General features: G+C 65.1%; 10 protein-coding genes and 1 pseudogene. 3 read left to right on the top strand and 8 right to left on the bottom strand.

Going from position 1 to position 12,842, the window contains the following annotated elements; translation table 11 throughout:
• Window positions 1-10 precede the first annotated feature (10 nt).
• Window positions 11-442 (bottom strand): annotated as a pseudogene (locus LOKO_RS03900) (ion transporter); the annotation flags it as partial.
• A 245-nt stretch (window positions 443-687) separates the two neighbouring features.
• Between LOKO_RS03900 and LOKO_RS03895 the strand changes: the two are divergent.
• Window positions 688-1,542 carry an SDR family oxidoreductase gene (locus tag LOKO_RS03895; RefSeq protein WP_066445330.1) on the top strand — a complete coding sequence of 285 codons (855 nt, stop codon included), beginning with the start codon at window positions 688-690 and terminating at the stop codon, window positions 1,540-1,542.
• Window positions 1,543-1,628: 86 nt separating this feature from the next.
• On the opposite strand, the gene LOKO_RS03890 is transcribed toward LOKO_RS03895, so the two are convergent.
• From LOKO_RS03890 to pgi, 6 genes are all read right to left on the bottom strand, one after another.
• The gene (locus LOKO_RS03890) at window positions 1,629-1,886 is read right to left on the bottom strand and encodes a TIGR02647 family protein (RefSeq protein ID WP_066445328.1); all 258 of its coding nucleotides are present in this window, start codon (window positions 1,884-1,886) and stop codon (window positions 1,629-1,631) included.
• 63 nt (window positions 1,887-1,949) lie between these two features.
• Window positions 1,950-3,176 (bottom strand): phosphoserine phosphatase SerB, encoded by a 1,227-nt coding sequence (gene serB, locus LOKO_RS03885; RefSeq protein WP_066445326.1) that lies wholly within the window; start codon window positions 3,174-3,176, stop codon window positions 1,950-1,952.
• A 143-nt stretch (window positions 3,177-3,319) separates the two neighbouring features.
• On the bottom strand, window positions 3,320-5,575 hold the full coding sequence (gene parC / locus LOKO_RS03880; protein WP_066445322.1) for a DNA topoisomerase IV subunit A: 2,256 nt from the start codon (window positions 5,573-5,575) through the stop codon (window positions 3,320-3,322).
• A gap of 169 nt (window positions 5,576-5,744) precedes the next feature.
• Window positions 5,745-7,625 carry a DNA topoisomerase IV subunit B gene (gene parE, locus LOKO_RS03875; protein ID WP_066445320.1) on the bottom strand — a complete coding sequence of 627 codons (1,881 nt, stop codon included), beginning with the start codon at window positions 7,623-7,625 and terminating at the stop codon, window positions 5,745-5,747.
• Window positions 7,622-8,266, bottom strand: coding sequence for a YqiA/YcfP family alpha/beta fold hydrolase (locus LOKO_RS03870; protein WP_066445319.1), 645 nt, complete (start codon window positions 8,264-8,266; stop codon window positions 7,622-7,624). The genes parE and LOKO_RS03870 overlap by 4 nt, the downstream gene beginning before the upstream one ends.
• Before the next feature lie 63 nt (window positions 8,267-8,329).
• Window positions 8,330-10,021 carry a glucose-6-phosphate isomerase gene (gene pgi / locus LOKO_RS03865; protein ID WP_066445316.1) on the bottom strand — a complete coding sequence of 564 codons (1,692 nt, stop codon included), beginning with the start codon at window positions 10,019-10,021 and terminating at the stop codon, window positions 8,330-8,332.
• Between the two features lie 91 nt (window positions 10,022-10,112).
• Here pgi and cmoA point away from each other — a divergent pair, with 91 nt between their 5' ends.
• Window positions 10,113-10,856, top strand: a complete 744-nt coding sequence (gene cmoA, locus LOKO_RS03860) for a carboxy-S-adenosyl-L-methionine synthase CmoA (RefSeq protein ID WP_066445312.1) — start codon at window positions 10,113-10,115, stop codon at window positions 10,854-10,856.
• Between the two features lies 1 nt (window position 10,857).
• On the top strand, window positions 10,858-11,850 hold the full coding sequence (cmoB, locus tag LOKO_RS03855; RefSeq protein ID WP_066445309.1) for a tRNA 5-methoxyuridine(34)/uridine 5-oxyacetic acid(34) synthase CmoB: 993 nt from the start codon (window positions 10,858-10,860) through the stop codon (window positions 11,848-11,850).
• 254 nt (window positions 11,851-12,104) lie between these two features.
• Here the strand turns inward: cmoB and LOKO_RS03850 are convergent, their stop codons facing one another.
• Window positions 12,105-12,779 (bottom strand): zinc metallopeptidase, encoded by a 675-nt coding sequence (locus tag LOKO_RS03850; protein WP_066445306.1) that lies wholly within the window; start codon window positions 12,777-12,779, stop codon window positions 12,105-12,107.
• Window positions 12,780-12,842: the final 63 nt, after the last annotated feature.

Below are 12,842 nucleotides of genomic sequence, written 5' to 3'. Positions count from 1 at the left end.
GTGCTCCTGGCGCCACATAACCCATGCGTGGGATCGACTTGAACAGTGCCGCCATCAGCATGCGCAGTTCGGGGATCATCGATACCAGGCGCAGCACACGGAAGATGCGCAGCAGGCGGGCCAGCAGCACCATTTCCGAATCGTCCATGGGGATCAGGCTGGCGGTGACGATCAGGAAATCGAAGACGTTCCAGCCGTTCCTGAAGAAATCGCGCAGGCGCTTCTCCGCCGCCATCCGGATCAGTATCTCCACCAGGAAGAACACCGTGACAGCCACATCCAGCACCAGCAGCGCCTGCTGGAAACGGGTGACTTCCTCATAGGTCCGCGCGCCGATCAGCAGGGCCGAGAGCACGATGATGGAGATCACCGCGAGTTCAAAAAACTTGTTGGCGCGCAGACGCTCGAAGCGCAGGCGCCAGGTGTCGAAGGAAGCGCTCATGGGTGTGTCAATCTCATGCCAGACTGGGTCTTGAATAGATGGCTGCGGCGTGATCTTACCATGCAGCGGTCGGCGTATATGGGCGGTCATTCTGGCCGCCAGTCATATCGCCAGTCGCCACGCACAGCAACTGACCGCAAATTACTATAACGAAACGATTATTTACTCCATTTCCTTGTGAGAGCCGGCCGGACTCGCCTACGTTCCTAGTACTGGTTCGTGCGAACGGAAAAGGGGTCCCGCACATGAGCGAACAGAAACAGCCTCCCCAGGAGCAGTCATCGCAGCCGGGCGATGAACATGCCATGGCGCCCAGGCCCGAATTCATTCGCCAGAGCTACCGCGGCGCCGACAAGCTCAAGGACAAGGTGGCGATCATTACCGGCGGCGACAGCGGCATTGGTCGTGCCGTTGCCGTGCATTATGCCCGCGAGGGGGCCGATAGCGTGATCGTACACCTGGATGAAGAGACCGATGCACGGGAAACCCAGGCCCTGGTCGAAGCCGAAGGACGCCGTTGCCTGGTGCTGAAAGGCGACGTGGGCGAGCCGGATTTCTGCCATGACATCGTCAACGAGGCCATGGCAGAATTCGGCAAGGTCAATATCCTGGTACACAACTCAGCCGAGCAGTACGACTGGGATGACATCACTGATATCCCGCCGGAGCAGCTGCAGCGCACCTTCCAGACCAACGTCTTCAGCCACTTCTACCTGACCCAGGCGGCGCTTCCCCATATGCACGAGGGAGACGTGATCATCTGTACCTCTTCGATCAACGCCTTCAAGGGCAACGACACCCTGATCGACTACACCGCCACCAAGGGGGCCATTCAGGGGCTGGTTCGCTCCCTGGCCATGGCACTGGTGGACCGGGGAATCCGAGTCAACGCCGTGGCGCCCGGCCCGGTTTGGACACCGCTGATTCCGGCGAGTTTCCCCGAGGAAAAGGTGGCCAGGTTCGGCGGCCAGGTACCGATGGACCGGGCTGGCCAACCCTCCGAGATGGGCCCCGCCTATGTCTATCTAGCCTGCGAGGAGTCCTCCTACATGAGCGGCCAGACATTGCACCTCAACGGCGGGGTCGTACTCAATACCTGATCCTGTCCGACACCTGAAGGCATACCGCACCCGGCCGGGACTTTTCCAGGCCGGGTGCGAGCCGCCGGCTATTCGGCGGTGTACCGTCAGGTAGTCAGATCGGCCGGATCGAGTAGGCCCAGCAGGTCCTGGGCGTGCTGGGCCGCTTCCCGGCCCAGCGGGGTCATGTAGCCGCCATCGGCCTGTGTCACCAGGCCCTTGGCATAGAGGCGCGCTGCCGCGGCAATGGCCTCGGGGGCGGCGCTGGAGTGAACCTTGATCCCCTCCTGGGTCGTATCCAGATTGTAAAGACAGAGAATATTGAGCTCTTCGAGTTGCTCGGTAGTGAAACGCGGTTGGGGCATGGCGACCTCCGGTCTGATGGGGTTCTTCGAAGGTAAGCCAGAAAGCCTCCTGGAACCAGCGCTTCAGCGTCTCTCGTCTTCCAGGTCCACCTGTCGATAGCCCATCAGGTAGAGCACGGCATCGATGCCCAGGGTCGATATCGACTGCCGTGCCTGGCTGCGCACCAGCGGCTTGGCGCGAAAGGCGATGCCCAGCCCCGCGGTGGCAAGCATCTTCAGGTCGTTGGCGCCATCGCCCACGGCGATGGTCTGCTCCAGGGTCAGGCCTTCGCGCTCGGCGATCTCCCGCAGCAGGGCGGCCTTGCGATTGGCATCGAGGATCGGTTCGCGGACCTCGCCGGTCACCTTGCCGTTCTCGATCAGCAGCTCATTGGCATGCACCTCGTCGAAGCCGAGCTTCTCCTGCAAGTGCCTGGCGAAGTAGGTGAAGCCACCGGACAGAATCACCGTGCGGTAGCCCAGCCGCTTGAGGTGGTACATCAGCCGCTCGACACCATCCATCATCGGCAGGGTATCGGCGATCTCGGCGAGCACGGTCTCGTCGAGGCCCTTGAGCTTGGCCATGCGCTCGCGGAAACTCTGCTGAAAGTCCAGCTCCCCACGCATAGCACGCTCGGTGATCTCGGCCACTTCGTCGTAGACGCCATGGCGGCGCGCCAGCTCGTCGATCACCTCGGCCTTGATCAGGGTCGAATCCATGTCGAAGCAGACCAAGCGGCGATGGCGGCGCCAGATGGAGTCCTCCTGGATGGCGATGTCGACGCCATGCATGGCACCGAGTGCCAGCGCCTTCTCGCGCAGCGCGTCGAGATCCACTTCCTCGCCGCGCAGCCAGCACTCGACGCAGGCGCCCTGGGTGTGGTGATCCCGGGGTACGCCACCGTCCAACGGCTCACGGCCTGAGAGACGATGAATCAGCTCCACGGTCAGGCCATGCTCGGCGGTGAGCGCCCCCACCTCGGCGAGGATGCCGGCAGGCAGGTGCGGTGCCAGCAGTGTCAGGATCAGTCGCGGTTCGCTGGCCTGAACGCTCCAGCGCTGGTAATCCTCGGCGCTGACCTGGATCGCCTGGATCTCGAGACCCAGGGTGTCACCGGCGGCACTCAGGGCGCTCTCCAGGTCGCTCTCCCGGTCGAGCCCGACCAGCGCCTCCAGCGAGACCATGCCGAAGGTCACGCTCTGGTTGATGTCGAGCAGCCGCGCGCCGCTGCGCGCCATGGCCTGGCCCAGGCCGGCCAGCTGGCCGGGTCGTGCCGCGCCGGTGGCGCGAATCAGCAGTCGTCGTGTCATGCATGCCTCAGGATACGCTGATAGGACGGCTTTCGGCGCCAGGTCTTCGAGGAGGCGCTGTGACCCCATCCCTGGGCGCTACATTTGCCATCCATGGCAAATGACCTCCTCTTCGACCTGCCCCTGGCCGTCAGGTTATGGCTTTAGTCTGCCGAGCTTTCTAGCCTATCGACCTTCTGCAGGCCGCGGGGCAGCTTGCTGCCACGCCGGCCACGCTCACCACGATAATAATCCAGTTCGCCGGCCTTGAGCGTCAACTTGCGCTTGCCGGAATGGATCACCAGCGCGGCCCCTTCCGGCAGCACGGTGATATCGCGCACCAGTTCCTCGCGGCGAGCGGCGCGGGCGCCGGGAATATCGATCATCTTGTTGCCCTTGCCCTTGGCCATCTCGGGCAGCTGGTCGAGCGGGAAGAGCAGCAGGCGCCCCTCGTTGGATACCGCCGCCACGTAGCTGCCCTGCCCCTCCGGCACCTGAATCGGCGCCATCACACGACAGCCCTTGGGCACCGAGAGCACCGACTTGCCCGACTTGTTCTTGCCGGTCAGATCTTCGAGGCGCGCCACGAAACCGTAGCCGCCATCGGACGCGAGCAGATAGCGGGTGGTCGGCGGGGCCAGCATGACCCCAGCCATGTGGGCTCCCGCGACGACGTTCGCCCGTCCGGTCACCGGCTCGCCCTGGCTCCTGGCGCTGGGCAAATTGTGGGCCGCCAGGGTATAGGCTCGTCCCGTGTCGTCGAGCAATACCAGCGGCTGATTCGTCTTGCCCCGGGCCACCAGCGCAAAGCTGTCGCCGGACTTGTAGGAGAGCCCTTCGGGGTCGATGTCATGTCCCTTGGCGGCCCGAATCCAGCCCTTCTCGGAGAGCACCACGGTGATGGGGTCGGCCCCCATCAGCTCGACCTCGGACAGCGCCCGGGATTCCTCGCGCTCGACGATCGGCGCACGCCGCGCATCGCCGTGCTCACGCCCCGCCTCGCGGATCTCCTCCTCGATCAGGTCGGTCAAGGCGGCTTCATTGCCGAGCAGTTCCTGAAGGCGCTTGCGTTCCTCCTCCAGGGCATCCTGCTCGCCACGGATCTTCATCTCCTCGAGCTTGGCCAGGTGGCGCAGGCGCAGTTCGAGTATCGCTTCGGCCTGGCGATCGGTGAGTGCGAAGGCACGCATCAGCTCGGCCTTGGGTTCATCCTCCTCGCGGATGATGCGAATCACCTCGTCGAGATTGAGGTAGGCCGCCAGCAGGCCCTCGAGGATGTGCAGCCGGTCCTCCACCTTGCCCAGGCGATGCTCCAGGCGCCGGCGGACCGTGGCGCGGCGAAAACGCAGCCACTCGCCGAGCATGTCGGGCAGCGGCATCACCCGCGGCCGGCCGTCGAGGCCGATGACATTGAGATTGACGCGGATGTTCTTCTCGAGATCGGTGGTGGCGAACAGGTGCGCCATCAGTGCCTCGATATCGACCCGGTTGGAGCGCGGCTCGATCACCAGCCGTGTCGGGTCCTCGTGGGTCGATTCGTCGCGCAGGTCCGCCACCATGGGCAGCTTCTTGGCGTTCATCTGGGCGGCGATCTGCTCCAGGATCTTGGAGCCGCTGACCTGGTAGGGCAGCGCGGTGACCACGACCTTTCCCTCCTCCAGGACGTAGCGTGCCCGCAGCTTCACCGAGCCACGGCCGCACTCGTAGAGTTTGCGCAGGTCGGCACGGGGCGTGATGATCTCGGCCTTGGAGGGGAAGTCGGGGGCGGGCAGGAACTCGACCAGGTCCGCCGTGGTGGCATCCGGGTTACGCAGCAGGTGACAGGTGGCCTCGACCACTTCGCTGACGTTGTGCGGCGGTATATCGGTGGCCATGCCCACGGCGATGCCGGTGCCGCCGTTGAGCAGCACATGGGGCAGCCGCGCCGGCAGCACCACCGGCTCGTTCATGGTGCCGTCGAAATTGGGGGTCCAGTCCACGGTGCCCTGGCCCAGTTCGGCGAGCAGCACCTCGGCAAACTTGGACAGCCGCGCCTCGGTGTAACGCATGGCGGCGAAGGACTTGGGATCGTCGGGGCTACCCCAGTTGCCCTGGCCGTCCACCAGCGGGTAGCGGTAGCTGAACGGCTGGGCCATCAAGACCATCGCCTCGTAGCAGGCGCTGTCGCCGTGGGGATGGAACTTGCCCAGCACATCGCCGACGGTACGCGCCGACTTCTTGTACTTGGCGTTGGCACCCAGCGCCAGCTCGCGCATGGCATAGATGATGCGCCGCTGCACCGGCTTCATGCCGTCGCCGATATGCGGCAGCGCCCGGTCGAGGATCACGTACATCGAGTAGTCGAGGTACGCCTTCTCGGTGTATTCGCGCAGCGAGAGGCGTTCGACGTCGCCCTCCGCCACCTGGATATCCATGGTCATACGATAAGCCCGTGGTCAGGGTTCAGGAATCGTTGTCTGCTACACCCGTGGCTTTACCGGGGACAGGCCTTCGCGGAGGCGCTGTGAACCCATCCCTGGGCGCTACATTTGCCATCCATGGCAAATGACCTCCGCTGCGGCCTGTCCCCGGCGCCACTCGCCCTTGGTGCTAGACCTCTATGTCCGCTAGGTTGCCATAGTCTTCGAGCCAGCTCTTGCGGTCACCGGCACGTTTCTTCGCCAGCAACATGTCCATCATCTCCATGGTGCCGTCGCCGACTTCGCGGGTGAGCTGCACCAGGCGCCGGGTCTCCACCGCCATGGTGGTCTCGCGCAGCTGCAGCGGGCTCATCTCGCCCAGCCCCTTGAAGCGCTGCACGTTCACCGTGCCGCGCTTGCCCTCCAACCGCCGCAGGATCGCCGCCTTCTCGCTCTCGTCCAGGGCATAGTGAACCTCCTTGCCCAGGTCGATGCGGTAGAGCGGCGGCATGGCCACGTAGACATGGCCGGCGTCCACCAGCGTGGGGAAGTGACGCACGAAGAGCGCACACAGCAGGGTGGCGATATGCAGACCGTCGGAGTCCGCATCGGCGAGAATGCAGATCTTGTGGTAGCGCAGCTTGGAGAGATCGTCGCTGCCCGGGTCCATCCCCACCGCCACTGCGATGTCGTGGACCTCCTGGGAGCCGTAGATATCGTGGGACTCGACCTCCCAGGTATTGAGGATCTTGCCGCGCAGCGGCAGGATCGCCTGGGTCTCGCGGTTGCGTGCCTGCTTGGCACTGCCCCCGGCGGAGTCCCCCTCCACCAGGAACAGCTCGCCCTGGGCCGGGTCCTGCCCGGAGCAGTCGGCCAGCTTGCCCGGCAGGGCCGGGCCCGAGGTGACCTTCTTGCGCGCCACCTTCTTGGCGCTCTTCTGGCGCCGCTGGGCGGCGTTGATCACCAGCTCGGCCAGCGCCTCGGCCTGGTCGACGTGGTGGTTGAGCCACAGCGAGAAGGCATCCTTGACCACCCCGGCAACGAAGGCCGCCACGGTGCGCGACGACAGGCGCTCCTTGGTCTGGCCGGCGAACTGGGGGTCGAGCATCTTCACCGACAGCACGTAGGAGACGCGCTCCCAGAGATCGTCGGCGGTGAGCTTGACGCCCCGCGGCAGCAGGCTGCGGTATTCGCAGAACTCGCGCAGGGCATCGAGCAGCCCTGAACGCAGGCCATTGACGTGGGTGCCACCCTGGGGCGTGGGGATCAGGTTGACGTAGCTTTCCATCAGTGGCTCGCCGCCCTCGGGCAGCCACTGGATCGCCCAGTCCACCGCCTGCTCGTCGTCGGCGAAATGGCCGATCAGCGGCGAGGCCGGCAGCACCTCGTAGCCATCGGTGGCCTGGGCCAGGTAGTCGCGCAGGCCATCCTCGTACTGCCAGACGCTCTCGGCACCGTCGGCCTCGACCAGGGTGACCTTCAGCCCCGGGCAGAGCACTGCCTTGGCCCGCAGCAGGTGCTGGAGCCGGCCCATGGCCAGTCGGGGGCTGTCGAAATAGGTGAGGTCGGGCCAGAAGCGCACGATGGTACCCGTGACCCGCTTGGCCACGCTGCCTGTCACCGCCAGCTCAGACACCTTCTCGCCATGCTCGAAGGCCATGGCGTGCCGGCTGCCGTCGCGCAGCACCTCGACTTCAAGGCGGCGCGACAGGGCATTGACCACCGAGACCCCGACCCCGTGCAGGCCACCGGAGAAACGGTAGCTGGACTGAGAGAACTTGCCGCCGGCATGGAGCCGGGTCAGGATCAGTTCGATCCCCGTGACGCCGTGTTCGGGATGCATGTCGATGGGCATACCGCGGCCATCGTCGCTGACCTCGATGCCGCCATCCTCCAGCAGCCGAACGGTCACTTCCCGGGCATGCCCCTCCAGCGCCTCGTCGACGCTGTTGTCGATCACTTCCTGGATCAGGTGGTTGGGGCGGGTAGTGTCGGTATACATGCCGGGGCGCTTGCGCACCGGGTCGAGGCCGGAGAGTACTTCGATTGAGCTGGCGCTGTACTGTGTCATGCGTCGTCCATATCCAGATCCTGATCGGAAATGCGCCCGGGCTCCAGGCGGTGGCCACCGTGGGCGAGAATCGCTGGAAGATACTCTGCCAGCATGCCGAAGGCATGATCGCCACCGGGGTGCAGTATGGACCGGGCACCGCGGTAGAGATCGAAGGCGTCCGCCGGGTCGAGGCTCTCGTCGGCCGTCCCCAGCAGCAGCAGATAGCGCTCGGGCGAGACCGACAGCGGTGTCAGGCTCGCCAGTTCCTCGAGGTGGCTCGACCCGATGGCAAAACGCTCGCCGGTATGCGCGTTGACGAATACCTCATCGACCCAGCCCGTCACCAGGCGCACCGGCCGCACCGCCGGGTTGATCACTACGGCGGGCAGGTCATGGCGCTCGGCCAGGCAGGTGGCCAGGAACCCACCCATGGAGCTGCCGGCCACCAGCGGATTCGGCCCCAACTCGCCGAGTCGTGCCTCGGCAAGCCGATAGGCGGCCGCCGGCCGGTGCGGCAGCTGGGGCGTATCGCAGCGCAGCCCCAATGCCTTGCAGGCCAAGCGCACCAGCGCCGCCTTGGGTGAGCCAACGCCGCTGTTGAAACCATGGAGGTAGAGTACACCGCTGGCACTCGGCCTGCGCTTCGGCGCACTCAGCATACCCAAATACCTGTATGCATTGCCAGTTTCACTTTCGTCTCATCGAATGTTTCACCTTCCGCCTCAGCGTTCGTCACGACTCGCGTCATCCGCTTCCGCCTGCCAGACGGCCGCGACCAGGGCCCGGGTGGAGGCGTCCATATGTTCGCCACCGGCGTGATTGGCCAGGATCTCCTCGGTCTCGCCAGCGATCTGCTTGCCAAGCTCGACGCCCCACTGATCGAAGGGATTGATCCCCCAGATCGTCGCCTGCACGTACACCTTGTGCTCATACAACGCGATCAGGGCTCCCAGGGTGGCGGGGGACAGGCGGTCGAGCAGCAGCGTGGTGGAGGGCTGATTGCCCCGGTAGCGCTTGTGGCCGGGTCGTTCTCCCGGCTCGTCGATGGCGTCATCACCCAGCATCAGGAGCCGCGACTGGGCGAAGCAGTTGGCGAGCGTCAGGCGGTGCTGCGACTTGAGATGCTCTCGGGTCTCCGGTTCGGCGACGTCGTCATAGCGCCGCAGCGGGGCGATGAAGTCGCAGACCACCGGCTGGGTGCCCTGGTGCAGCAGCTGGTAGAAGGCGTGCTGCGCGTTGGGGCCAAGCTGCCCCCAGAGCACCGGGCAGGTCGAATAAGCCACCTCGCGGCCATCATGGGTCGCCGACTTGCCGTTGGACTCCATCTCCAGTTGCTCGAGATAGGCGGCGAAATACTCCAGCCGGCCGTCGTAGGGCAGGATCGAGTGGGCACGGATATCAAGGAAGTTGACGTTCCAGATGCCCGCCAGGGCCAGCAGCACCGGCAGGTTGTCGGCGAGAGGCGCTCCGGCGAAATGACGGTCCATGGCATGGGCACCGGCGAGGAAGTCACGGAAGTGAGCCATGCCGACCACCAGGGCGATGGGCAGGCCGATGGCGCCCCATAGCGAATAGCGCCCCCCCACCCACTCCCAGAACTCGAGCTGATTGGCCTCGGCTATACCCCATTCGCTCATCTTCTCGGGCTTTGCCGAGACGCCAATGAAATGCTGGCGCATCACCATCGCTTCGTCCACGCCGCCATTACCGTCACGCACCAGCCGCGACAGCAGCCAGTCACGGGCGGTACGAGCGTTGGAAAGCGTATCGATGGTGGTAAAGGATTTTGAGGAGATCACGAAAAGGGTGGTCTCGGGGTTGAAGCGGCTCAGGTAGTCGACCAGCTGGGAGCCATCCATGGTCGAGGCGAAATGCACATCGATATGGGCGGCATCGGCGGGTCGATAGTCAGCCAGAGCGTGGGTCACCATCAAGGGCCCAAGATCCGACCCACCGACCCCGAGGTTGACCACATCGTGGATCGGATGACCGGTAGCGCCTCGCCACTGGCGAGTGTGAAAGCGCTCTACCATGGCTTCGAGCTTAGCCAGGGTGGCATGCACGCCGGGTACCAGGTCCTCCCCTTCCACCACCAGTGAGGCATCGCTTGGCAAACGTAGCGCCGTGTGAAGGGCTGGTCGATTCTCGCTGACATTGACGCGTTCTCCGGCAAGCAATGCCTCGATGGCTTCCGGGACGCCAGCCTCACGGGCCAGGTCGAGCAGCCGTTCCAAGGTCGCTTCGGACCAGCGCTGCTTGGAGAGATCCAGGGTCAGGCCCGCCGCCTTCCTTGTGAAGGTCCGGCCCCGCTGAGAATCCTCGAACAGCTCATGCAGATGGCGCTTGCGCATCTCTCCCGCATGTCCCGCCAACACTTCCCAAGCGGCCGTCCGATCGATGGGGGAATGGCTCATCTGAATCCTCCGTGTTCATTGTCGTCCATTGATGCAGCCAGCCTACGACACGCGTAACATAGTGGCCAACCTGCACTTTCCGGCATGCCCCATGAGTGATGCATCTTACCGTGACGCGATCTTTTCCACACCCCTGGACCGGGTCGCACGCTTCTCCTTCGATGAACAGGTCGTCGCCTGCTTTCCCGACATGATCCGCCGCTCGGTGCCCGGCTACGGCCAGATCCTGGGGATGCTGGGGCTTATCGCCCAGCGCCACCTGCGCCACGGCGCCCATGTCTATGATCTCGGCTGCTCGCTGGGCGCAGCGAGCCTGGCCCTGGCCGGCCAACTGCCGCCCGATGCCTTCCGGCTCACCGCGGTGGATCTCTCACCGGCCATGGTGGCGCGGGCCCGCGAGACCCTGGCGGCCGAATGCCCCGGTCATGCCATCGAGGTCGCCGAGGGAGATATCCGCACCCTAGACTATCGGCCCTCGGGGATGATCGTACTCAACTTCACCCTGCAGTTCCTTCCCCGCGAAGACCGGGACGCCGTGATCGCCCGGCTCCATGAGGCACTGGAGCCCGGCGGAGTGCTGGTGCTTTCCGAGAAGGTGGTCGACCTGGACGAGCAGGACAACGCCTGGCGCGTGGAGCGCTACCACGACTTCAAGCGCGCCAACGGCTATAGCGACCTGGAGATCAGCCAGAAGCGCAACGCGCTGGAAAACGTGCTGGTACCGGACAGCCTCGATGCCCACCATGACCGCCTCGCCCGGGCCGGCTTCTCGCGTTCGCTGACCTGGTTCCAGTACCTCAACTTCGCCTCCCTGATCGCATTCAAGGAGGCCTGAGGTGGCGATTCCCGTCGAACAGCGGCCGCTCTATCACGCCTTCGTCGACCAGGGCCTTGACCCCGGGCTCGCCCGCCTGCCCGAGCAGCTGGCCCGGGGGCTCGACCGCCAGCGCTACGGCGACCTGCCGGCCTGGGAGAAGGCTGTCTCCAAGCTGCCCGCCCTGCCCGAGGCACGCGACGTGCGCCTCGATGCCGATACCGTGACGGTCGACTGCGCCCTCTCCGATTCACAGCGCCGCCAGTGCGAGAACCTGCTCAGAAAGCTGATGCCCTGGCGCAAGGGGCCCTATTCGTTGGCCGGCATTCCTATCGACACCGAGTGGCGCTCCGACTGGAAGTGGCAGCGGGTCGCCCCGCACCTGGCCACGCTGGCCGGCCGGCGCGTGCTCGACGTCGGCGGCGGCAGCGGCTACCACGCCTGGCGCATGGCCGGCGCGGGGGCCGCCTTCGTGCTGGTGATCGACCCATCGCCACGCTTCTACTACCAGTTCCAGGCGCTGAGGCACTTCGTCGGCGATGCCGACAAGGGCCGCACCCACTTCCTGCCAGTCGGCATCGAGGAGGTACCTGAAGGGCTCGGCTTCTTCGATACGGTGTTCTCCATGGGGGTGCTCTACCACCGCCCCTCACCGCTGGAGCACCTGTTGCAGTTGAAGGACACACTGCGCCCCGGCGGCGAGCTGGTGCTGGAAACGCTGGTAGTGGAAGGCGACGAGACCACCGTACTGCTACCCGGCGAGCGCTACGCCGCCATGCCCAACGTCTACTTCCTGCCCTCTTCCAAGGCGCTGTGCCATTGGCTCGAACGCTGCGGGCTCATTAACGTGCGGGTCGTCGACGAAGCCGTCACCACCCTCGACGAGCAGCGCGCCACCGAGTGGATGACCTTCCAGTCGCTGGCCGACTTCCTCGACCCCGAGGACCCGTCAAGGACCCGCGAGGGCTACCCTGCTCCCCGCCGCGCGGTGGTCATGGCCAACCGACCGAGGTAGGTGACTGGATTAGGTGAGCGGCGCCGGGGACAGGTCGTAGCGAAGGTCATTTGCCATGGGTGAGGAGCATCGCTCCGAACGGGCTGGCCATGGATGGCCAGCCCCGGTCCTGCAAGCGGAGCAGGATGCGATAGCGTAGCAGGGCAAATGTAGCGCCCAAGGACGGGTTCACAGCGCCTTCGCGATGGTCCGGCACCCCGGGGCCTGTCGCCGGACTAGCCGCAGATCATGTCGCCGAGTGCCACAGCGACCCATCAACGCCTCAGTATCACCAGCCAGCGCCCCAAGTTCAGAATACTCGCCAGCGATGCCGCCACGTAGGTGAAGGCACAGGCGGTCAGCACATGGCGGGCGCCGGGCATGTCGTAGGGGGGGACGTAGTCCTTGAGCAGGGGCAAGGCGCGCTGGAAACTGGCATCGAATTCCACCGGCAGGGTCACCAGGTGAACCAGAGCCGCCGTACCGAAGCTGATCACCGCCATGGCTATGACGATGGCCAGGCCACCGGGAAGTCGGGTCAGGATGAACAGGAAGGGTGCTGCCATCATCAGCAGGGCGCCGATCTTCTCGGCCTTCTGTGCCACGCCCACCAGGCGAGCTCGGGCGATCAGCGGCGCATAGCCCTGATGGTGCTGGATCGCATGCCCCACCTCATGGGCCGCCACCGTCACGGCAGTGAGGGAGCGTCCTTCGTAATGATCACGTGAAAGCCGTACCCGCCGCGCTTCTGGGTCGTAATGATCGCCTTGCTCGGTCAGCTCCACCTGAACTCCCTCGACGCCCATCCGCCGCAGCAGGTGTTCGGCCAGCTCGGCGCCGGTACCGGGATAGTCGTCCCGGCCTCGGGAGTGACGTGCCAACACCCACTTGGCCCAGGCATTGGGAAGCAGGAAGATGGCCAGCAGCATGGCGATCAGCAGGACGATCATCGGGGGTCTCACTCCGGCAGGGCAGATCACGGCAGTTCAGGATTAGACCAAGCCTACCAGAGC

The sequence above is a fragment of the Halomonas chromatireducens genome, from assembly GCF_001545155.1.
Lineage (GTDB): Bacteria > Pseudomonadota > Gammaproteobacteria > Pseudomonadales > Halomonadaceae > Halomonas > Halomonas chromatireducens.
The sequence above is the reverse complement of the archived record's forward strand: the minus strand, read 5'-3'. Positions and strand labels throughout refer to the sequence as shown.

What these genes read in the sequence shown, in the direction of transcription:
- pgi (WP_066445316.1), bottom strand. Translation starts at nt 10,021, where the DNA reads ATGAGCCATTCCCCCATCGATCGGACGGCCGCTTGGGAAGTGTTGGCG.
- LOKO_RS03870 (WP_066445319.1), bottom strand. Translation starts at nt 8,266, where the DNA reads ATGCTGAGTGCGCCGAAGCGCAGGCCGAGTGCCAGCGGTGTACTCTAC.
- LOKO_RS03890 (WP_066445328.1), bottom strand. Translation starts at nt 1,886, where the DNA reads ATGCCCCAACCGCGTTTCACTACCGAGCAACTCGAAGAGCTCAATATT.
- parC (WP_066445322.1), bottom strand. Translation starts at nt 5,575, where the DNA reads ATGACCATGGATATCCAGGTGGCGGAGGGCGACGTCGAACGCCTCTCG.
- parE (WP_066445320.1), bottom strand. Translation starts at nt 7,625, where the DNA reads ATGACACAGTACAGCGCCAGCTCAATCGAAGTACTCTCCGGCCTCGAC.
- LOKO_RS03895 (WP_066445330.1), top strand. Translation starts at nt 688, where the DNA reads ATGAGCGAACAGAAACAGCCTCCCCAGGAGCAGTCATCGCAGCCGGGC.
- serB (WP_066445326.1), bottom strand. Translation starts at nt 3,176, where the DNA reads ATGACACGACGACTGCTGATTCGCGCCACCGGCGCGGCACGACCCGGC.
- cmoA (WP_066445312.1), top strand. Translation starts at nt 10,113, where the DNA reads ATGAGTGATGCATCTTACCGTGACGCGATCTTTTCCACACCCCTGGAC.
- LOKO_RS03850 (WP_066445306.1), bottom strand. Translation starts at nt 12,779, where the DNA reads ATGATCGTCCTGCTGATCGCCATGCTGCTGGCCATCTTCCTGCTTCCC.